Source organism: Pannonibacter carbonis, from assembly GCF_003012935.1.
GTDB classification, from domain to species: Bacteria; Pseudomonadota; Alphaproteobacteria; order Rhizobiales; family Stappiaceae; genus Pannonibacter; species Pannonibacter carbonis.
In genome coordinates, this window is sequence record NZ_PUDR01000006.1 from 45,674 (window position 1) to 66,910 (window position 21,237).

18 protein-coding genes are annotated in these 21,237 nt (G+C 63.5%); 7 read left to right on the forward strand and 11 right to left on the reverse strand.

The window, feature by feature from the left end; all coding sequences use genetic code 11:
* Positions 1–19 precede the first annotated feature (19 nt).
* From C8348_RS09995 to C8348_RS10005, 3 genes are all read right to left on the reverse strand, one after another.
* Positions 20–2,497: an SPOR domain-containing protein gene (locus C8348_RS09995; protein WP_106753190.1), complete on the reverse strand. Its 2,478-nt coding sequence runs from the start codon at positions 2,495–2,497 to the stop codon at positions 20–22.
* A gap of 69 nt (positions 2,498–2,566) precedes the next feature.
* A complete protein-coding gene (argS, locus tag C8348_RS10000) occupies positions 2,567–4,333 on the reverse strand; it encodes an arginine--tRNA ligase (protein ID WP_106753191.1) in 1,767 nt (588 codons plus the stop codon).
* A gap of 68 nt (positions 4,334–4,401) precedes the next feature.
* Positions 4,402–5,622, reverse strand: coding sequence for a deoxyguanosinetriphosphate triphosphohydrolase (locus C8348_RS10005; RefSeq protein WP_106753192.1), 1,221 nt, complete (start codon positions 5,620–5,622; stop codon positions 4,402–4,404).
* Between the two features lie 214 nt (positions 5,623–5,836).
* Between C8348_RS10005 and erpA the strand changes: the two genes are divergently transcribed.
* The 3 genes from erpA (at position 5,837) to C8348_RS10020 (ending at position 7,583) form a co-directional block, all read left to right on the forward strand.
* On the forward strand, positions 5,837–6,193 hold the full coding sequence (gene erpA, locus C8348_RS10010) for an iron-sulfur cluster insertion protein ErpA (RefSeq protein WP_106753356.1): 357 nt from the start codon (positions 5,837–5,839) through the stop codon (positions 6,191–6,193).
* A gap of 52 nt (positions 6,194–6,245) precedes the next feature.
* Positions 6,246–7,028 carry an exodeoxyribonuclease III gene (gene xth, locus C8348_RS10015; RefSeq protein ID WP_106753193.1) on the forward strand — a complete coding sequence of 261 codons (783 nt, stop codon included), beginning with the start codon at positions 6,246–6,248 and terminating at the stop codon, positions 7,026–7,028.
* 129 nt (positions 7,029–7,157) lie between these two features.
* Entirely contained in the window at positions 7,158–7,583 is a 426-nt protein-coding gene (locus C8348_RS10020; protein ID WP_106753194.1) for a hypothetical protein, read from the forward strand.
* Positions 7,584–7,638: 55 nt separating this feature from the next.
* Here the strand turns inward: C8348_RS10020 and C8348_RS10025 are convergent, their stop codons facing one another.
* Positions 7,639–8,475, reverse strand: coding sequence for a tetratricopeptide repeat protein (locus tag C8348_RS10025; RefSeq protein WP_106753357.1), 837 nt, complete (start codon positions 8,473–8,475; stop codon positions 7,639–7,641).
* Positions 8,476–9,348: 873 nt separating this feature from the next.
* On the opposite strand from C8348_RS10025, the gene parE reads away from it, so the two are divergent.
* The 4 genes from parE (at position 9,349) to C8348_RS10045 (ending at position 15,301) form a co-directional block, all read left to right on the forward strand.
* Entirely contained in the window at positions 9,349–11,454 is a 2,106-nt protein-coding gene (gene parE / locus C8348_RS10030) for a DNA topoisomerase IV subunit B (RefSeq protein ID WP_106753195.1), read from the forward strand.
* A gap of 124 nt (positions 11,455–11,578) precedes the next feature.
* Positions 11,579–12,265 carry a sulfotransferase family protein gene (locus tag C8348_RS10035; RefSeq protein WP_106753196.1) on the forward strand — a complete coding sequence of 229 codons (687 nt, stop codon included), beginning with the start codon at positions 11,579–11,581 and terminating at the stop codon, positions 12,263–12,265.
* Positions 12,266–12,432: 167 nt separating this feature from the next.
* Complete coding sequence (locus tag C8348_RS10040; protein ID WP_106753197.1) at positions 12,433–14,085, forward strand: DEAD/DEAH box helicase; 1,653 nt, start codon at positions 12,433–12,435, stop codon at positions 14,083–14,085.
* A 157-nt stretch (positions 14,086–14,242) separates the two neighbouring features.
* Entirely contained in the window at positions 14,243–15,301 is a 1,059-nt protein-coding gene (locus C8348_RS10045; protein WP_106753198.1) for a GGDEF domain-containing protein, read from the forward strand.
* On the opposite strand, the gene tenA is transcribed toward C8348_RS10045, so the two are convergent.
* The 7 genes from tenA to C8348_RS10080 all read right to left on the reverse strand — a co-directional run bounded on the left by tenA (position 15,302) and on the right by C8348_RS10080 (position 21,185).
* Positions 15,302–15,964 (reverse strand): thiaminase II, encoded by a 663-nt coding sequence (gene tenA, locus C8348_RS10050; protein WP_106753199.1) that lies wholly within the window; start codon positions 15,962–15,964, stop codon positions 15,302–15,304.
* Positions 15,965–16,002: 38 nt separating this feature from the next.
* Complete coding sequence (locus C8348_RS10055; RefSeq protein WP_106753200.1) at positions 16,003–16,383, reverse strand: HesB/IscA family protein; 381 nt, start codon at positions 16,381–16,383, stop codon at positions 16,003–16,005.
* Between the two features lie 87 nt (positions 16,384–16,470).
* Positions 16,471–16,866, reverse strand: coding sequence for an SUF system Fe-S cluster assembly protein (locus tag C8348_RS10060; protein ID WP_106753201.1), 396 nt, complete (start codon positions 16,864–16,866; stop codon positions 16,471–16,473).
* Between the two features lie 10 nt (positions 16,867–16,876).
* The gene (locus C8348_RS10065; protein WP_106753202.1) at positions 16,877–18,124 is read right to left on the reverse strand and encodes a cysteine desulfurase; all 1,248 of its coding nucleotides are present in this window, start codon (positions 18,122–18,124) and stop codon (positions 16,877–16,879) included.
* Positions 18,125–18,253: 129 nt separating this feature from the next.
* Positions 18,254–19,573: a Fe-S cluster assembly protein SufD gene (gene sufD, locus C8348_RS10070; RefSeq protein ID WP_106753203.1), complete on the reverse strand. Its 1,320-nt coding sequence runs from the start codon at positions 19,571–19,573 to the stop codon at positions 18,254–18,256.
* 14 nt (positions 19,574–19,587) lie between these two features.
* Positions 19,588–20,343: a Fe-S cluster assembly ATPase SufC gene (sufC, locus tag C8348_RS10075; protein ID WP_106753204.1), complete on the reverse strand. Its 756-nt coding sequence runs from the start codon at positions 20,341–20,343 to the stop codon at positions 19,588–19,590.
* Positions 20,344–20,843: 500 nt separating this feature from the next.
* The gene (locus C8348_RS10080) at positions 20,844–21,185 is read right to left on the reverse strand and encodes a GIY-YIG nuclease family protein (protein ID WP_106753205.1); all 342 of its coding nucleotides are present in this window, start codon (positions 21,183–21,185) and stop codon (positions 20,844–20,846) included.
* Positions 21,186–21,237 lie beyond the last annotated feature (52 nt).

Below are 21,237 nucleotides of genomic sequence, written 5' to 3' on the forward strand. Positions count from 1 at the left end.
TTTGATCGCGCTCTGTCGCCTAGTTTCGCCGCACGAAACAGTCCCCGCCGGCAGCCTTGAGGCTTTCGCAGAAGGAAATGGCAGCATCACGCGTCCCGGCAGGAATACTGACGCGGTAGAACGTGCCACGGTTGTCGAGGGTTGCCGCCTCGATCAGCGGAGACTGACCGCCAAGGACGGAGGGGAACTTGCGCTGCAGGGCGGCATAAGCGGCTTGCGCCTGGTCCTGGGTGCGCTGGGAGGTGACCTGGACAGAGAACGCGCCCGGCGCAGCTGTTGCTGGGGCAGCCGGCTGCGGTTGGGCCTGAGACTGAGGTGCGGTCAGGTTCAAAGGCCCGGATGACACGGCAGCCGGAGCCTGTGGTTGCACGGGAGCGGCAGCCTGAGGCTGGACAGCAGCGATCTGCTGACCGGAAAACGCGGGCTTGGGACGCGGAGCTCCTGCAGGCACAGGCCCAGCTTCTGCGGCATCGGACGTGGCCGCCTGTGGGTCGAGAGCTGCAACGATGGCCGGAACACCGGAGGTTGCGGGCGCGATGTCGCCGGTCAAGGGCGAAGGCACATCTGTACTCGGCGCGACAGGTGTTTCCGGCTGGGCCGGAGCCTCCGGCCGGGTGGTGTTGACCACCCGCACGCCGTTGGACGTGGCGGCCCCATTGTCGGCTCCACCGGAAATAATGGTGCCGTCCGGACGGACGACGAGCGTGCGAACCTTTTTCGGCCCGCCAGCCGGAACAGGTTCGGCTCCCGCCACATCGGCGGGCGCAGGGGGCAATTGGGCAGGGGCCGGTGTCTGCGGCACCAGCATCCGCTCCTCGTTGCCGACCCGGTCATAGATGAGCTTGGCCGGCTGACCGCCATCTGCGGCGGCGGCTTCCTCTGCCGGGAACGTCTTCAACGGTTCCTCAAGCCCTGCAATCACCGGCGGGATCCCATCCGTCCGGATCGAGGGACCTCGATCCAAAACTGCGAACAGGATGCCGCCAAGGCCGGCTACGCCAAGCACTGTTGCCGCTATGTAAAGCCCCTTGCGTGACCCCTGCTCGCGCGGAGCCATGGTCGCCTCGGCTGCCGAATGCGGCGGCAGGACGCCGGCCCCGGCCAGTGTCGGGTCGCTCTCCTGCATGGCGCGTGCAACGGCATCAAGATCATATCCACCCGGTGGCGGGGGAGCCTCGTCATCGTCATAGAGGACGTCGTTGAACGGCAGTTCGGACGAGGACCGCCGCGGCGCGAATGCGGCCTCGAACTCGTCATCGAGACTGTCTGGCTCCAGCGGACCTTCTTCCCGCGGCAGCACGTTCAGCGCATCGGGCCAGGCCATGTCGTCGATATCATCGGGCTGGGGGGCAGGCCTGACCGGCGCCGTGTCGGCCTTGCGGACAAGCCGCTCGTCCTCGAACAGCGATCCGACAAGATCGTCCAACTCGGCAAAGCCGGCGGAAGCTTCGCGGGCATTGCGCAGTCTGGCATCCGGCGTCAGGGCCGACCAGGCCGCAGCATCGGGAACGAAAGGCGGTGGCGCCGCGTTCAGCCTGCTAGCGTCAGCGGGCTTGTGCGCACCATAGGAATAGTCCTCGGGCTCCTGCGCTGCCGGAGATGAAACGGGACGCGCGGTTTCGGAGGGAGCCGGTCGCTGCTCGGCTAGCCGCTCCGCCTGGAAGGCGCCCAGAAGTTCGTCCTCCAGTCCTGCGACCAGGTCCTTCTCGAGGTCGGCAGACAGATCGAGGGACGGGCGCAGCGGTGCATCCAGCACCTCCGGCGCGGGCTCCGAATAGGAATGCGAGGATTGCGGGGCGACCGAGAATGACGTGTCGCGGCCTGCGGATCGATGCAGCGGCTGATAGGCACTTGCCGATGGCGCGCCTTGGTGCGGCTCGGCGACATAGGGCTCGTCGGCGGTCTCGACGTCGAAATCGTCCAGGGTGTCGGCATCGAGCGTCGTGCCGTCCTGCAGATCCACCTCGTCCCACGCATTATCCGCGACGCGCGATCCCCGCAGGTCGGCGGCGAAGCGATCAAAGTCAAGATCGAGATCGGACGCCGTGAAGGGTTCCGGCGCGCTTGCTTCGTCCTGGTAAACCTCCTGGCTTGCCTGCGACGGGAGCTTCGGCAAGTCGAAATCGAAGTCAAAGGCCGGTTCGTTCGGGGACCCGCCCTGAACAGGAGTATAGACCGGTGGCTGGCTGGTTGCATCGCCCTGCCCTGCAGCACGATCAGCCGTCCGGTCTGGAGCAAAGCCAGCGCTGGCCTGCGCAGCGACCGGAGGCGCAAGCGGCTCGCCCTGCGGACCCTTCAGGAGGTCTTCGTCTTCAAGGCCAGCGAAGTAATCCGTCGCCTCGACCCTGCCCTGTGCTGCGGACAGCCGGTTGCGGTTGACGATGCGGGCCAACTCGACGAGCGGATCCTCGGCTCCCTGCGTATCTCCCCGCCCCCGGTCGCCTGCGGCGTCCGGATGCAAGGTATCGGATCGGGGATAATCGGTGCGATGAGGCATATCCGTCCAGTGTTCCACCCAGGGCCCGACCGGACGCCTTGAGGCCCCGGACGGATATTCTCTCCCGCTTCAGCGCATTTCCCGAGGCGCATCCACGCCGAGGAGAGTCAAACCGGAAGCAAGAACCAAAGAGACTGCCCGTACAAGGGCAAGTCGCGCTAGCGTCAACTGTGTATTTTCAGGGTTAATAAAGCGTAATTGCGGCATTTCCTTGCCACGGTTCCAGTGCGCATGCAAGGAACTGGCCAGTTCGTGCAGGAAAAACGCCACCCGATGCGGTTCATGTGCCTCGGCTGCGGCGGCAACCACCTTCGGCCATTCCGCCATCTTGGCGATGAGTTCGAGTTCTCCAGAATCAGTGAGGCCCGAAAGATCGGCCGTCGACAGCACGGCGTCAGACAGGTCTGCGCCCTTCAGTTCCTCACCGGCCTGGCGCAACACCGAGCAACAGCGGGCATGGCCATACTGCACGTAGAAGACCGGATTGTCCTTCGACTGTTCGGTGACCTTCTGGAAATCGAAATCCAGCGCGGCCTCGTTCTTGCGGAACAGCATCATGAAGCGAACCGGATCGCGGCCGACTTCCTCGACCACATCCCGTAGGGTCACGAAATCGCCCGAGCGCTTCGACATCCGCACCGGTTCGCCGGCCCGGTACAGCTTCACCAGTTGGCACAGCCGGACGATGACGCGCGATTCGCCGCCTGACACAGCCTTGCCGACCGCCTCCAGACGCTTGACATAGCCGCCGTGGTCAGCGCCCAGCACATAGACCATTTCCTTGAAGCCGCGTTCGTATTTCGACAGGAAATAGGCGACGTCCGCAGCGAAATAGGTGTAGCTGCCGTCCGACTTCTTCAGCGGGCGATCAATGTCATCACCATAGTCGGTGGCCCGGAACAGGGTCTGCTCGCGGTCCTCCCAGTCGTCCGGCAGTTCGCCCTTCGGCGGCGGGAGTTTGCCCTCATAGACAAGGCCGCGGGCGCGCAGCTTGTCGAGCATCCGGTCGATTTCGGACACCCCGTCGGCACTGCGGTCATGTAGCGTGCGTTCGGAGAAGAACACCTCGTGGCGGACGTTCAGCTGAGCCAGATCCTCACGAATCAATGCCATCATGGCATCGATCGTGGCGGCCTTGACGATGGCCATCCAGTCGGCCTCGTCCATGGCCAGCAGCGCGTTGCCATGGGCCGCGCCAAGCGCTGCACCGACCGGCTTCAGGTAGTCGCCGGGGTAAAGGCCCGACGGAATCTCGCCGATATCCTCGCCAAGCGCCTCGCGGTAACGCAGGAAAGCGCTGCGGGCGAGCGTGTCGATCTGCGAGCCGGCATCGTTGATGTAATACTCGCGGGTCACCTCATGCCCGACATAAGCAAGCAGGTTTGCCAGCGCATCACCGAACACAGCGCCGCGCGTGTGCCCGACATGCATGGGGCCGGTCGGGTTGGCCGAGACATATTCCACGTTGACCTTCACGCCGCTGCCCTGGGTCGACCGGCCAAAGCCATCGCCCCTGGCCACGACATTTGCCAGCACCCGGTGCCAGACGGCCTTGTCCAGGCGGATATTGATGAAGCCGGGACCGGCGACAGTGACTTCCGTGAACTCGGCATCGAGCCGCAGCGCAGCAGCAATCTGTTCCGCCAGATCGCGCGGCTTCATCCCGAGCGGCTTGGCCAGCACCATGGCCGCGTTGGTCGCCAGATCACCATGGGCCGGATCGCGCGGGCTCTCCACCATGATACGGGCCAGATCAGCAGCGCCAGGCGCGGTTGCAAGGGCAAGACCTGCGACAGCGGCCTGCACGCGAGCGGTGTATTCAGTGAAAATATTCATTGTCTGCCCAGTCTGGCTGGAGTGTTCCGGTGGCGGCAGGCAAAGCCTGGACCGCGAGTCTGGCGGGCCTAGCCCAATTCCGGCGTATCGTCAAACAGCCGTCGGTGTTCCTCGATGGCGTAGCGGTCGGTCATGCCGGCGATGAAGTCGCAGACGCGGCGGGCCCGGTCTGCCCCGGCAAGGCTCGCCATGCCTTGCGCCCATTCACGCGGCATGTCATCGGGCTGCTGCATGTAGTGGCTGAACAATTCGCGGACAATGCGTGCCACCAACTTGCGCACTGCCAGCACATCCGGATGCCGGTACATGCGGGCAAACAGGAATTTCTTCACCTGCCGCTCGGCGTCCGCCATTGCGGCGGAGAAACCGACAACGCAATGGCCGGCGGCGCGGATGTCCTCGACGCTTTGCGGCTTCAGCGCCTCGATCCGGCGAATGCCCTCCCCGATCACATCCTCAACCATGCGGGTAATCTGCCGGCGGACGATCTCGTGGATGCGCCGCTGCTCCTCCAGACCGGGATAGCGGCTGTCGACTTCCTCGAGGATGCCGGCGAGGAACGGCACTTCGGCAATGTCCTCGACCTTGAACAGCCGGGCGCGCAAGCCGTCGTCAAGGTCATGGGCGTCATAGGCAATGTCATCGGCAATGGCGGCGGCCTGCGCCTCGGCGCTCGGCCAGGTGCCCAGCATCAGGTCCTGCTTCTCGGCATAGGTACGGATGGCGAAAGGCAGTTCGCTGTTCCTGAATTTGCCGAGCGGCGCGCCGGCGGCATCGACCAGCGGGCCATTGTGCTTGACGAGGCCTTCCAGCGTTTCCCAGGCAAGATTCAGCCCGTCGAATTCGGCATAACGGTGTTCGAGCGCCGTTACGACTCGCAGGGACTGGGCGTTGTGGTCAAAGCCGCCGAAGGGCGCCATGCATTCATGCATGACATCCTCGCCCTCGTGGCCGAAGGGGGTGTGGCCAAGGTCATGCGCAAGGGCGAGGCATTCGGCGAGATCTTCATCGAGCCGCAGGGCGCGGGCAAGCGAGCGGGCGATCTGGGACACCTCGATGGTGTGGGTCAGCCGGGTCCTGTAGTGGTCGCCTTCGTGATAGACAAAGACCTGGGTCTTGTGCTTCAGGCGGCGGAAGGCGGTCGAGTGGATGATCCGGTCACGGTCGCGCTGGAAGGGCGTACGGGTCGGGCTTTCCGGCTCGGGATGCAGGCGCCCCCGGCTCTGCCCCGGATCCTGAGCATAGATGGCCCGCTCCTGTGCGCCATAGCCCAATGTTGCCGTGGTCATCTTCCCTTCGCTCCCTGGCTCGGCCGGATGCCTGGACAATTGACGTGCGGCCCTCGCGTACATACCTATGAAGACAACCATGGCGCAACGGGGAAAGGCGGCGGGATCCGGTGCAACCGCGCAAGAATCCGCCATCCTGCGGCCAAAGCGAAAGCCGGAGCCGCCCCCTGACCTGGAACCTGCGCCGTTCCTGACCTATCGAAGGACGATCGACATGACCGTATCCACCGACGATTCGACCCACGTCCGGCCCGTCACGCTCAGCGTGAAGGCAGCGCGGCGGGTGGCCAAGATCCTGTCCGGCGAGGCCCCCGGGGCAATGCTGCGCGTCAGCGTCGAGGGCGGCGGCTGCTCGGGCCTCCAATACAAATATGACATCGTGAGCGAACGCGAGGCCGACGATCTGGTGCTGGAGGGCGAAGGGGCCACGGTGCTGGTGGATTCGGTGTCTCTTCAGTACATGGACGGTGCCGAGATCGATTTCGTCGATGACCTGATGGGACAGTCGTTCCAGATCCGCAATCCCAACGCGGTATCCGGCTGCGGCTGCGGCACCAGCTTTACCATCTGACCGTCCGGCTGATACCACTGAGCCCAAGTGAAACCCGAAAGCCGGACGCCCGATGAAAATCGCAACGTGGAACATCAACGGCGTCAAGGCACGCCTCGAAACGGCCCTGGCCTGGTTTGCGGAAGCCAAGCCGGACATTGCCTGCCTGCAGGAGATCAAGTCGGTCGATGAAGGGTTTCCGGCCGGCGCTTTCGAGGACCTCGGCTATCACGTTGCCACCCATGGCCAGAAAGGCTTCAACGGCGTCGCCATCCTGTCGCGGCTGCCGCTGGAGGATGTCCAGCGGGGGCTGCCGGGCGATGACAGCGACGAGCAGGCCCGTTTCATCGAGGCAACCGTGTCGACGGCCAAGGGCGCTGTCCGGGTCGGATGCCTGTATCTGCCGAACGGCAATCCGCTCGGCACCGAAAAGTTCCCCTACAAGCTCGCCTGGATGGACCGGCTGATTGCCCATGCACACGGCCGCCTGACCGAGGAGATGCCCTTTGTTCTGCTTGGCGACTACAATGTCATCCCGCAGCCCGAGGACGCCCGCTCGCCGCAGGACTGGCTGGGAGACGCCCTGTTCCAGCCGGAAAGCCGCAGCCGGTTCCGTGCCCTGCTCAATCTCGGTTTCACCGAGGCGATCCGGGCAACGACAGATGCGGCCGGCACCTATACGTTCTGGGATTATCAGGCCGGCGCTTGGCAGAAGAACAACGGCATCCGCATCGATCACATCCTGCTGTCGCCGCAGGCCACCGACCTGATGCGGGGAACAGGCATCGATGCCCATGTGCGCGGCTGGGAGAAGCCCTCGGATCACGTTCCGGTCTGGGTCGATCTCGCTGCCTGAGGTGCCTGGCGGCAGTTTGGGCACGACTGCCCGACGACCGGCCTTCCCGATGGCGCCGCTGGAGGGCCGCCGCCTTCACAAAAGCTGACGACGTGTTAACATGTCCGGGTTGTGGCGGGGGTTCTGACCATGATCACACAGCAGACAGGGCATTTCCAATCGCGGACGGCGGCTTTCGGGCGGCTCTGGCCGGTTGCGGCGACCTTGCAGCTGCTGGCTTTCTGCATGGTGGCAGAGACGAATGCCTCCAGCGCCCTGTTGCCCGGGTCGACGGGTCTGCTGCCTGTGTCAACGGGCGTCGCCAGCAGCACGGGATCCTGCATCTGCCGGGCACAGGGGATCGATCATGAACTCGGCACCACCATTTGCCTGCGCGGTCCCAAGGGTCCCCGCATGGCGCAATGCGTGATGGTGCTCAACAACACATCCTGGAAATTCAGCGACGCGCCCTGCGCGCTTGCCAGCACGGCGGTGCAGCCCATCACCCTCGACGACACGGGCCCCCTCAACGAAACGGGCACGCTGGCGCTCTCCCTAGCCCTTTGGGCCCGGTGATCGCGGGCAAAGCCAGGTCGATGCGGTCGCAAGCCTGACGACGCGGCGGGTTTGTCTACTGGAGTTGCAGGGACGACGCAGTGGTCGCGGTCGCCGTGCCATTGCGGGCGATCCAGGCCTCAGCCTTCTTGGCGGCCACTCGGCGGACATCCTCATCCGCCAGCGCGAAATACTGCTCCTGCAAATCGACGACCCAGCGCGTCTCTGGATCAAGACCGGCATGCGAGCGGGCAATGGTAAGCCACATCAGGCCGCGTTCGCGGTTGCCTTCGGCCGAGCCAAGGTTGAACAGGGTCTCGCCCAGAAGCGCCTGAGCGCCGACATGCCCCTTGATGGCCGCGAGATTGAACCAGCGGACGGCGAGCAATTCGTTGTTCTGACGATAGAGGCGCCCCAAGGCATATTGCGCTTCAGCATCGCCATAATAGGACGCAGCATGGGTAAAGATCTGCCGGGCCCGGGCCTGGTTGGCCTTGACCGAAGAGTTCTTGATGCCGGTCAGATAGTAATTCCCGAGCGCGACAAAGGCACTGGCAACAAAGGGAGCTTGCGGCGATGACGGGCTGTCTTCGCCGTGCAAGCTGACAACCTGACTATAATATTCAAAAGCCTTGAAGTCATCTTCCGTAACGCCGTCACCTTCGGCATACATGCGGCCAAGCTTCCAGGCGGCCATTGGCTGGCCGTTTTCGGCGGCATAGCGCAGGGAATCGAGCGCGGCGCGCTTGTCACCGGCATAATATTTCTTGGCGCCCAGGCGCAGCGCCTCGCTGGCTGTCATCTTTTCCGGCGTGATCTGCTCATTGCGCGCGGGCGTGCCGTCAAAGGCGAACGCCGGCGCCGGTAGTGCCAGATAGAGACCTAAAACCACAAGACACTGCATGCTGCGCATGATGACGGAACCTGCTTCGGAGCGGCGCGACTGCGGCCGACCCCGCCTTGCAAGCACAGCCAGCCGACCGGCCGGTGCACTCGAGACTTTTCCAGACCGGAAAGAGGACTGCTCGGCCGAATTTCTTAAAGTGTAGGCAATCATTTCGGCGGCACTTGGGCCAAGGTCGCCCGGATTGTGGCGAATCGGGGACATCCTCACGATGAGGCTGCCTCCATCCTGAACGCTCGCACCAGTCGATACGCGCACGCCTTTACCCCTGTCTTGCTCTCATGGCGTATCGCGCTCCCGCCCCGTCCGGTAACGCAACTGCCCTGCCATGATATCGCCTAGCAGGACGACTTGACCGTGATCGCGTCATCCCACCTACCCTGCCAACTGCTCCCTGCCAGCGGTGCTACCCAATCGTGGCCGAACAGCGGCAAGTTTTGCCTGGTTCGGTTCTAGCGCAACTGTTGTCCATTGGCTGTTGCAGCCGCGCCACAACTTTGCGTTTCCGCTAGCCGGCAACCAAAGTGAATGCCGCGCAAACCATCAAAACTCCGGCACAGACGAGATCGATCCGCGCACGCACCGCGCGCAGGCTGAAAGAACGGGCCACGAGTGCCTCCCCGAATATTTGAGTTTCCATCCCCTGGACCGGCACAAAGGCCGATGCGCCAAGAAAACCACAGACCGGTTGAAATTCAGTTGCGAGCGCAGATCAAAAGCAGTGCTTCACAGATTTTGCCGATCCACAGGGACCAAAGGCTAGGCGACCCGGTTGCGGGCTGAGACAATTGACCGCGAATCGGCTTGGGCGCATAAGGCGCTGCACCGGGCCTCAAAAAGCGATGCCCTTTCACGAGATTGCATGACAGGTCAGCTGGATCGATGAACGCAGACAAGGATCTTTTCGCCCGACAGCAGATCGCCGCCGCCCAGGCTCCGGCAGCTGCAACGGGACAGTCTGCCGTCTCCCCGCCGGCCAAGCCCGCGGCTTCCGTGCTGAAGCCGGTGCCGCAGGACAAGCCTGCCGCCGGACGCGCCGAACCAAAGGCCGCCGCCGGCGAAGACTACACTGCAGCCGACATCGAGGTGCTGGAGGGGCTAGAGCCGGTCCGGCGGCGTCCGGGCATGTATATCGGCGGCACCGACGAAAAGGCGCTGCATCATCTCTTCGCCGAGATCATCGACAATTCGATGGACGAGGCAGTTGCCGGCCATGCGACCTGGATCGATGTCTCGCTCGACGCTGAAGGCTTCATCACCGTCATCGACAACGGTCGTGGCATTCCTGTCGATCCGCATCCGAAGTTCAAGGACAAGTCGGCCCTCGAAATCATCATGACGACGCTGCATGCGGGCGGAAAGTTCGACAGCAAGGTCTATGAGGCCTCGGGCGGCCTGCATGGCGTCGGTTCGTCAGTGGTCAACGCGTTGTCGGAGGAAATGGTTGTCGAGGTTGCGCGGGCACGCAAGCTCTACCGCCAGACCTTCCAGCGCGGCCGACCGGTCGGGCCGCTGGAACTTGTCGGCGACGTGCAGAACCGCCGAGGCACGCTGGTGCGTTTCAAGCCGGACTGGCAGATCTTCGGCAAGGAGGCCCGGTTTGAACCGGCGCGGCTTTTGCGCGTCGCCCGGTCCAAGGCCTATCTGTTCGGCGGCGTCGAGATCCGCTGGCATTGTGATCCGGCGCTGATCGGTGACAAGGACAAGACGCCGGCCGAGGCCGTGTTCCACTTTCCAGGCGGGCTCAAGGACTTCCTGTCGGAGCGCCTCGGCACAGAGCGCAAGGTGATCGACGACATCTTTGCCGGCAAGGTCGGCCAGCCGGGCAAGCATGGCTCCGTCGAATGGGCCGTGACCTGGTTTGCCGGGGATGGCTTCCTGTCGTCCTATTGCAACACGGTCACCACGCCCGAGGGCGGCACCCATGAGGCCGGCCTGCGCTATGCACTGCTGCGCGGCCTCAAGGGCTATGCTGATCTCGTTGGCAACAAGAAGGCCGCGATCCTGACGTCTGACGATGTCATGACGTCGGCGGCGGGCATGTTGTCGGTGTTCATTCGCGAACCGGAGTTCGTCGGCCAGACCAAGGATAGGCTGGCGACCAACGAGGCAACGCGCATCACCGAGAATGCCCTGCGCGACGCTTTCGATCATTGGCTCGCCGCCTCGCCGACCCAGGCCAACAAAATCCTGGAATGGGTGATCGACCGGGCCGAGGAACGGCTGCGCCGGCGCCAGGAAAAAGACGTTGCCCGCAAGACGGCGGTGCGCAAGCTGCGGCTGCCCGGCAAGCTTGCCGACTGCTCGGCCAACCAGGCGGATGGCACGGAGCTGTTCATCGTCGAGGGCGACTCGGCCGGTGGCTCGGCCAAGCAGGCGCGCAACCGCATGAACCAGGCGGTGCTTCCCTTGCGCGGCAAGATCCTCAATGTCGCCAACGCCGGCCGCGACAAGCTGGCCGCCAACCAGCAACTGGCCGACCTCGTGCAGGCGCTGGGTGCCGGCACGCGGTCGCATTACAAGGATCCGGATCTTCGCTACGAGAAGATCATCATCATGACCGACGCCGACGTCGACGGCGCCCATATTGCCTCGCTGCTGATCACCTTCTTCTATCAGGAAATGCCGGAGCTGATCCGCAACGGGCATCTGTACCTTGCGGTGCCGCCGCTCTACCGGCTGACCCAGGGCGGCAAGACGATCTACGCCCGAACGGATGCGCATAAGGACGAGTTGCTCGCCACCGTGTTCAAGGGCAAGGGAAAGGTAGAAGTCGGCCGCTTCAAGGGCCTTGGTGAAATGCTGCCGTCCCAGCTGAAAGAGACCACCATGGATCCGTCCAAGCGCACGCTCCTCAAGGTCGCCGTGGTCGAGGGCGATGAGGAAGGCACGCGCGAGGCCGTCGAACAGCTGATGGGCAACAAGCCGGAGGCGCGGTTCCGGTTCATCCAGGACCGGGCGGAATTCGCCCAGGACCTGGATATCTGACGATCCGCCTGGCTGGGCTCGGAACGACGCATCTCGAGTTATCCGGATTGACCGGAGGGAGGCGATCCGCTACCGCCTTGCATGCGGACCACTGTGTGTGGCTGCGGGGTGGGAGTGTGTGTTCATGCTGCAAAGCGTCTATTCCGTCTATGACCGGGTACGACGTCCCCTGCGCAACCACCATTACCTTGTGCTGCCGGGCGCCCGGCTCGCCTATGCGAGGGTTCCGGGCTTGCCGCAGATGATCGCACGCCCGGTGCTTGCCGCCCTTGGCGGCGGCAGCGAGGACAGCGGCTGGTTTGACGAAGTCGAACTCCTGACCGGCCGGGAACTGCACCGCCGGTATCCCGATATTGTCGTTTTCGCCTTCGTGCAGCGGCCCGCTGAACGGATTGCGGCCGCCTATGACCTGCTGATTGGGTCGCAAAAGCCCCTGCCAACCTTCTATGTCCGGCATGGGTTTACGCCCGGCATGGGCCTGTCCCAGTTCGTGCACCGGATCTGCAGGATCGGTGACCTGCGCGCCGACAACCTGTTCCGCTCGCAGGCCGACATCCTGGCGCAAACCAAGACAAGAACCGCTCTCATCCTGCGAACGGATCAACTGGCCCGGGACTGGCCGCGCCTGGAAAGCCTGGTCGCGGAGAAAGCCGGCTCAGCCGCTGTCCTGCCGCCCCTGCCCGACTTTCCCGCCCCCCCGCCTGCGGCAGCGGACTTGGCCCAGGGGCTTCTTGCCGACCGGCTGGCGCGCCGCTATGCGCAGGATCTGCGCCAGTACTTTGGTGAGGGTGAAGTGCAAGACCTCGCCTGAGGCCAGGTTGTTGCGTCCTGTTAGCTTTAAGCGCGGCAAATCGCTCCGAAACACAAGGAAAACATTGACACTCCGGGCCATGGCTGTAGGTTGGCGCCAATTGCGGAGACTTGTGCAAGCCACGTCTCCCCTCCTCCTTAGCGATCCAGAAGTGGACATACTCACTTATGTCTTTCGACACGCTCGGCCTCAGCGAGAAAGTTCTCCAGGCAGTCGCCGTATCCGGTTATACTGAGCCCACCGCGATCCAGAAGGGTGCCATCCCTTACGTCCTGGAAGGACGGGATGTCCTTGGCATCGCCCAGACGGGGACAGGAAAGACGGCTTCTTTCACCCTGCCGATGCTGACCAAGCTGGAAAAGGGCCGGGCCCGCTCCCGCATGCCACGCACGCTGATCCTTGAGCCGACGCGCGAACTGGCGGCGCAGGTGCAGGAAAACTTCGAGAAATACGGCGTCAATCACAAGCTGAACGTTGCCCTTCTGATCGGCGGCGTCTCCTTCGGCGACCAGGACAAGAAGATTGACCGCGGCGCCGACGTGCTGATCGCCACTCCGGGCCGGCTGCTCGATCACGTCGAGCGCGGCAAGCTGCTGCTGCAGGGCGTCGAGATCCTCGTCATCGACGAAGCCGACCGCATGCTCGACATGGGCTTCATCCCGGACATCGAGCGCATCTGCAAACTGATCCCCTTCACGCGCCAGACCCTGTTCTTCTCGGCCACCATGCCGCCGGAAATCCAGCGCCTGACGGAAACCTTCCTGCAGAACCCGGCCAAGGTCGAGGTCTCGACCCGCTCGTCCACGTCCTCGACAATCACCCAGTATCTGGTGGCGACCGGCGGCGAAGACTACGAGAAGCGCCAGACACTGCGCGACCTGCTGGCTCAGGCGGAAGACCTGCAGAACGCCATCGTGTTCTGCAACCGCAAGGTCGATGTCGCCACCCTGTTCCGCTCGCTGGAACGGCACGGTTTCAACGTCGGCGCCCTGCATGGCGACATGGACCAGCGTACCCGCATGACCATGCTCGACAATTTCCGCAAGGGCAATCTGAAGCTGCTGGTCGCCAGTGATGTTGCCGCACGTGGTCTCGACATTCCGGACGTCAGCCATGTCTTCAACTTTGACGTGCCGATCCATGCCGAAGACTATGTGCACCGCATCGGCCGCACCGGCCGCGCCGGCAGAACTGGCGTTTCCTATACGCTGGTCAGCGGAGATGACGCCAAGTATCTGGCTGCCATCGAGAAGTTGATCGACAAGAGCATCGACTGGCTCGGCGAACCGCTCGACTTCGAAGCCGCGATCGCCGAACGCAAGGAGCGCCGCAAGGCGGCCCGCGCCGGTGGTGGCGAAAAGCCGAAGCGCGGCACGCTGCGTGAACGCACGCCGCGCATTCGCAAGGCAGTCGAGGGCGAAGAAGGGGCCGAGGCCAAGCCGCGCCGCGAACGGGTGCGCAAGCCCCGCAGCGAGCCTCGGACAGACGCTGCCGCAGAGGATGCAAGTGTCGACGAGCAGCCCATGTTTGAGGCACGGCAACCGCGCGAAGCACGGGCGACCGAGACGCGCCAGCCGCGTGAGGATCGCCAGCCGAGGGAAGAGCGGCAGCCACGCGAAGACAGGCAGCCACGTGAAGACAGGCAGCCTCGTGAAGAGCGGCAGCCTCGCGACGACTATCAGGCCCGTCAGTCACGGTCGCCGCGCGACCGCAATCCCCGCCGGGAACGGTCCCAGGACCATGACGAACCCGTGATTGGTCTTGGTGATCACGTTCCTGCATTTTTGTTGCGTGACCCTCGCGCCAAGAAGGCCTCCTGACGTCTCAAGGTTTACTTGCCAGCTGCCGCGACGTTTTGTATCAAACATTGATAAAAACGCCTAGGTTTACGGCTCTTTAAACCTTGCAACGTTAAGCTGTGCGCGTGGGCAGGTTACGCAGTCGCGTGGCCTGGTATGGCAGATGCGGGATTTCGGCATGTCGGATCATGAGGATTTCAAGCGCACCATTGCGTATGGTGACTCTGCGCTCTCCTATATCCGACGTAATTCCTTGCCGGCCTACCCGCGCAACTATGAACTCTGGTACACGTACTCAGCCGGTTTCAATCACGGGCTCAACCGGGCAATCAATGACATCATCACTCTGAAGGGTGGTGTCAGCAGCGATGACCTGCAGAAAGTCTATGCCAAGTTCCTGTCGCCAAATCGCCTCGGCGACCGGATTGATGAGGTCGGTGCCAAGGTTGCCGAGGAAGTCCAGGATCTGGTCGACGCCATCCGCATCAGCACCGATGCGACCGCCGACTATAGCGAGGCGCTCGAGACCGCCAGCGAGAAGCTCAAGGACCTTTCCGATCCGGAAAAGCTGCGGGTTGTCGTCTCGCACATGATAAAGGCCACCCATGCAGCCGTTGCTGCCAACCAGAACCTCGAAAGCCAGCTGACCGATTCGCGGCGCCAGATCGAATCCCTCAAGGAAAATCTCGAAGCGATCCGCTACGAGTCGCTGACCGACGATCTGACGACGCTGAACAACCGGCGTCATTTCGACATGATGATCGAGAAAGCGGTATCGTCGGCTGCCGACAGCGGCGAACCTTTTGCGCTGCTTGTCACGGACATCGATCATTTCAAGAAGTTCAACGACACCTATGGCCACCAGACCGGCGACCAGGTGCTTCGTCTCGTTGCGCTCGCTGTGAAGCAGAACGTCAAGGGTCAGGATTGTGCGTGCCGCTACGGCGGCGAAGAATTCGCGATCATCCTTCCCAACACGTCGATGACGACAGCTCTTGAAGTAGCCGAGAATATCCGCAAGGCCGTCTATTCGAAGGAACTTGTGAAGCGGTCAACGGGCGAGAACCTCGGCCGCATTACCATGTCCATCGGCGTGTCCGAGTTCCGGGCCGGCGACTCGTCGCAGACCGTGATCGCGCGCGCCGATTTGGCGCTCTATGCCGCCAAGCGCGAAGGGCGCAACCGGGTCAAGTCCGAGGCCGATGAGGGCGTCGTGGACGATACGCGCGTCGCCTGATCAGGCCGCATCCAGACCCATCTGCCAGAAGTCAGCTTCCAGAATGCTCGCCTGTGCGAAGAGATGGGTGACCCTCGCGAGCCGTGCCGGTGTCTCGTATTGGCCGGCAATCCGGTCGAGCCAGTCGGCAAAGCCCGCCGCCACCTCCTGATAGGCATCCGAGGCATATTCCTCGATCCAGCGGCCATAGGGATTGGCCGGATCAACGCCGCCGGCGCGAGATGCCAGCGTCCGCCCGATCTCCGCGTAGCCCAGCACGCAAGGTGCCAGCGCGACCATCAGGTCGAGAAGATCGCCCTGCCCGCCGGCATCCAGCACGAAGCGGGTGTAGGCCATGGTCTGGCGTTCCTCGCGGGCGGCCTCCAGATCCTGCCGCGACAGGCCCCAGCCGGCACACAGCTCGACATGCAAGTCCATTTCCATGTCGAGGATTGCCTTGACCCCGCCGAGGGCCTGGCGCATGTCACCGAGCGTCGGGCTCTTGTAGATTGCGAGGGCATAGGCACGGGCGAACTGGATCAGGAACAGGTAGTCCTGCACCAGATAATGCCGGAACGCCGCCTGTGGCAGCGTGCCGTCGCCCATCTGGCGGACAAAGGCATGGTCAACATAGGCTGACCAGTCATCCGGTGCAGCCGACTTCAGACGGTCAAAGAAGGACATGGGAAAGGTCCGAGAGGGAGAGGCAAAAGGCCGGAGCGTCAGGACAGCGCGAGCGCGGCGGGGTCAGCCGCCTTCAGCGATACGGATTCGCCGCAGCCGCAGGAAGAGACCTCATTGGGATTGCGGAAGACGAAGCCGGCACGGAACTTCGTCACTTCGAAATCCATCTCCGAGCCGATCAGGAACAGGACCGCCGAGGGATCGATGAAGACCCGGGCCCCGTCGCTCTCGACGACATCATCGCGCGGATCGGCGGTCTCGACCATCGACATGGTGTATTCCATGCCCGCGCAGCCGCCCTTCTTGATGCCGACGCGCAGGCCGAGCTTGGGCGTGTCTGCATCCTGCATCAGCTCCAGCACGCGGCCGGCGGCAGCTGGGGTGACTTTCATGATCTGAAACTTGCGGGCCGATGCCATCGTCCGTTTTCCTTCGGCGCCTTGCGCCTCTGTCATGCGTCCTGGCTCAGTATATGGGGATGCTGGCCGGGATGCAAAAGACCTGTCTCAATACCAGTTCAGGGCTACGCGCGCCTCTTCGGACATGCGGTCCGGAGTCCAGGGCGGATCAAAGACCATCGACACGGACACGGCACCAACGCCAGGGACGGCGCCGATGGCGTTCTCGACCCAGCCCGGCATCTCGCCCGCGACCGGGCAGCCCGGTGCCGTCAGGGTCATGTCGACCTTGATCGAGCGGTCATCCTCGATATCGACCTTGTAGATCAAGCCCAGCTCGTAGATGTCGCAGGGGATCTCCGGATCATAGACCGTCTTGAGGGCGGCAATGATATCGTCGGTGAGGCGCGCCAGCTCGTCCTCGGGGATGCCGGCGGTCGTCAGGTCCAGCGCCGTTGCGGCGGTGGTCGAGGCGTCAAGCCTTGCGGCGGAGGTGTCGTCCATTGGGGGTCCCTCAGGCAAAGAACTTCTGGGCTTTCAGCAGCGCCTCGACCAGCACGTCGACTTCCTCGAACGTGTTGTAGAGGCCAAAGCTTGCGCGGCAGGTGGAGGTCACGCCGTAACGGGCGAGCAAGGGCTGGGCACAATGGGTGCCCGCCCGGACCGCGACGCCGGAGCGGTCGATGATCGTGGCCACGTCATGGGCATGGGCACCTTCCATTTCGAAGGCGATGATCGCGCCCTTGCCCGGCGCGCTGCCGAAAATGCGCAAGGAATTGAGCGCGGACAGCCGCTCCGTCGCATAATCGAGGAGCGCGGCCTCATGCCGGGCGATGCGGGCCCGGCCGACGCTTTCCATGTAGGTCAGCGCGGCACCCAGCCCGATGGCCTGGACAATCGGCGGCGTGCCGGCCTCGAAGCGATGCGGCGGATTGGCATAGCTGATCGCATCCTCGGTGACATCGGCGATCATCTCGCCGCCGCCGCAGAACGGACGCATGGCCTTCAGCGCATCCATCTTGCCGTAGAGCACACCGATGCCGGTCGGGCCGTAGACCTTGTGGCCGGTGAAGACATAGAAGTCGCAGTCGATGTCGCGCACGTCGACCGGCATGTGCACGGCGGCCTGGCTGCCGTCGACCAGTACCTTGATGCCGCGCTCATGGGCGATCCGGCAGATCTCCTTCACCGGCACCACCGTGCCCAGCACGTTGGACATGTGGGTGATGGCAACCAGTTTCGTCCGGTCGGTCAGCGCCGCCTCGAAGGCGTTGAGGTCAAAGGAGCCGTCCTCGCGCACATAGACCCACCTCAGCACCGCGCCATGGCGCTCGCGGTGGAAGTGCCAAGGCACGATGTTGGAGTGGTGCTCCATGATCGACAGGACGATCTCGTCGCCCGGCCCGAATGTCTCCGGCCCAAGGCCGTAGGAGACCAGATTGATCGCCTCGGTGGTGGAGCGGGTGAAGATGATCTCGTCGCCACTGCCGGCGTTGAGGAAGCGGCGGACAGTCTCGCGCGCGGCCTCATACGCTTCAGTCGCGGCATTTGAAAGAAAGTGCAAGCCACGGTGAACATTGGCATATTCACTCGAGTACGCCTTCACCATCGCGTCGATTACGGCCTGCGGCTTCTGGGCCGAGGCGCCGTTGTCGAGATACACCAGCGGCTTGCCATAGACCTGCCGCGACAGGATCGGGAAATCCTTGCGGATAGTCTCGACATCATAGGCCTTGTCGAGTGTTGCCGTCGCGACCGTCATGCCGCCTGCTCCAGGGTTCTTGTGGGGCGAGCTTTGCCTGCCAGCCCCCGTCCCGGCCGTCTGCCGGGAGCGGATATCGTTTCAGCCAACCTGTCCCGGCCGGATGCCGGGACGGGCGATTGCGGCGCCTCAGGCGACTGCGAGCCAGTCGCGCACGCGCTGTTCCAGAACGTCCGTCACGTCGTCCTCGCCGAACTCCTCGATGGCTTCCGACAGGAAGGCCAGCACCAGGAGGGTGCGGGCTTCCGCTTCCGGAATGCCACGGGCGCGCAGATAGAACAGCAGGTCCTCGTCGATCTGGCCGCAGGTGGCACCGTGAGCACAGATAACGTCGTCGGCGAAGATTTCCAGTTCAGGCTTGTTGGCCATTTCCGCGCCTTCGGAAAGGAGCAGAGCCTGGGTCATCATCTCGCCATCGGTCTTCTGGGCGTGCTGGGCCACGTTGATGCGGCCCTGATAGACGCCGCGCGCCTCACCGTCGAGCACGGTCTTGAAGAACTCACGGCTGTTGCAGTGAGGCACGGCATGGTCGACGATCAGGGTCTGGTCGGCGAGCGCCTTGCCGCGCGCCATCGAGACGCCGTAGATCTTGGCCTCGGAGTGTTCACCGGCAAAAGCGACGAACTGCTGGTTGCGGGCGAACTCAGGACCGGCGATGAAGCCGAGGGTCTTCAGCTCGGCTTCCGCGCCAAGACGCGACAGGGTGGTGGCAAGCACGGCGCCCGCCGCTTCGCTGGTCAGAAGACGGGTCGAGGCAAGCTTGGCCTTGTCGGCCACGACGTAGTCGAAAACGGCGTTGATCTCCCCTGCCCCGGCGTTGCCGGCGAAGGTCTCGATCAGACGCAGCTGCGCGCCCTCAGCCAGCTCGACGCGGCAGCGGGTGACCTGAGCGCCTTCGCTGACGGCGATCTGGATCAGCTCGACCGGCTTTGCGATCTCGGCCCCCGCCTTCACGGACAAGACGACGCCGCCCTGGACGAAGGCGGTGTTGAGCGCCAGCACGCCATCGGACCCGGCCGACTTCGGCTGGGCAAGCAGCGCAGCGCCACCTTCACCGGCCAGGGCCGTGCTGAAATCCGTGACGCTGACGCCTTCAGCGGCCAGCGCCGCCACGTCGCTGAGCCCAGGCAGGAAGGTGCCGTTGGCGATGACAATGCGGAAGCGGTCGAGGTTGCCCAGGAGACCGGCCGACGCGAGGGCGGCCTTCGCCTCGGCCTCGGTGACAGCGGCGGCAAGCGGGGCAGCCGACTTCAGGAAGGCGCGCAGGTCAGAGTACTTGTACTCCTCGACCCGGCGGTGCGGCAGGCCCTTGGCCCGGAGCTGCGCGGCGGCCTCAGCCCGAAGCGCTGCCACCGGCGCGGACCCGGCAAGACCCGCCCGCGCGGCATCGAACCGGTCCAGAAGACCGGTTTCTGCCTGCGTCAGAGTGATCGGTGTGGTCACGTTCATCTCTCCGGCCCCGCTCAGGCTGCTTCGCCGACGTAGTCAGCGTAGCCGTTCTTTTCCAGCTCCAGCGCCAGCTCCTTGCCGCCGGTCTTGACGATCCGGCCCTTCGACAGGACATGGACGACGTCCGGCACGATGTGGTCGAGCAGGCGCTGGTAGTGGGTGATGACGATCATCGAGCGCTCCGGCGAGCGCAGCTTGTTGACGCCTTCCGAAACGATGCGCAGGGCGTCGATGTCGAGGCCGGAGTCCGTCTCGTCGAGGACGCAGAGCTTGGGCTGCAGCAGCGCCATCTGCAGGATTTCCGAGCGCTTTTTCTCGCCGCCGGAGAAGCCGACGTTGAGCGGGCGCTTCAGCATGTCCATGGTGACGTTGAGGTCAGCCGCCTTGGACTTGACCAGCTTCAGGAAGTCCGGGATCGACAGCTCGGCCTCGCCGCGCGCCTTGCGCTGGGCGTTGAGGGCCGTCTTCAGGAATTCCATCGTGGCAACGCCCGGGATCTCGATCGGATACTGGAAGGCCAGGAACACGCCGGCAGCGGCGCGGGCATCGGCTTCCATGTCGAGGAGGTTCTCGCCGTTGAACAGGATCTCGCCTTCGGTGACTTCATAGTCTTCCTTGCCGGCGAGGATGTAGGACAGGGTGGACTTGCCCGATCCGTTCGGCCCCATGATGGCATGGATCTCGCCCGGATTGACGGTCAGGTTGATGCCGCGCAGGATCTCGGTGCCGTCTTCGGCGATGCGGGCGTGCAGGTTCTTGATCTCAAGCATTGAGATAGTCCTCATATCTGTCCGGATTCAAGGTCCGGCGTGCGTCATCAGTATCAGAGCCGAAATTCGGACAGCTGCCCGCCTCCGGCGTTCAATTGCGTCAGCCTAAGTCAGGCTCAACACGAAGACAGCAAATGTCTACTCCGTCATCCTCGGGCCTGTCCCGAGGATCTACAGAGCCTTCCTACCGAAGATCGCTACGACCAACTGCAGTCATTCCGCTTTCTCGTGTTCTGGCTCAGTCGTTTGGAAGTCTCGATATCGTCCTAGTACCTACATTTCGATCAAACTCTGCAGATCCTCGGGACAAGCCCGAGGATGACGAAGGGAGAGACTGCGGTTCAGCAAACGCGCCCTTCCAGACAACCCTTGATCAACTGTTCAGCAGCTACGATGGCACCGGTTCTCCCACATCAACATTCCCACGAAACCTTCCACTTTCGTCATCCTCGGGCCTGTCCCGAGGATCTACAGAGCCATCGGCCCGAAGATGGTTGCGACTAATTGTAGTCATCCCACATCTTCGTGTTTTCATGCGGCTTGTAGACATTCTCGATTTCTTCCATTCGCTCGTACAGGTCGAGCCAGGTCGGGTTCAGTTCCTCGATCAGCCTGATTTTCCAGTCTCGCAAGTAGCGCTTCAGGGACTTCTCCCGCTGGATTGCCAGAACGATACTGGGGTGGACTTCAAACCAGACGAGGTTCTTCGCCTTGTACTGCGACGTGAAACCCTTCCTTGTTCCTTCCCGGTGCTCCCAGATACGCTTCGGCAGGTCGCTGGTCACGCCGGTGTAGATCACCCCTCGCGGCTTGTCGGACATCATGTAGACGTAGCCTGACATGTGGCCTTCCCGTTGCCGCCGCAGATCCTCGGGGCAAGCCCGAGGATGACGA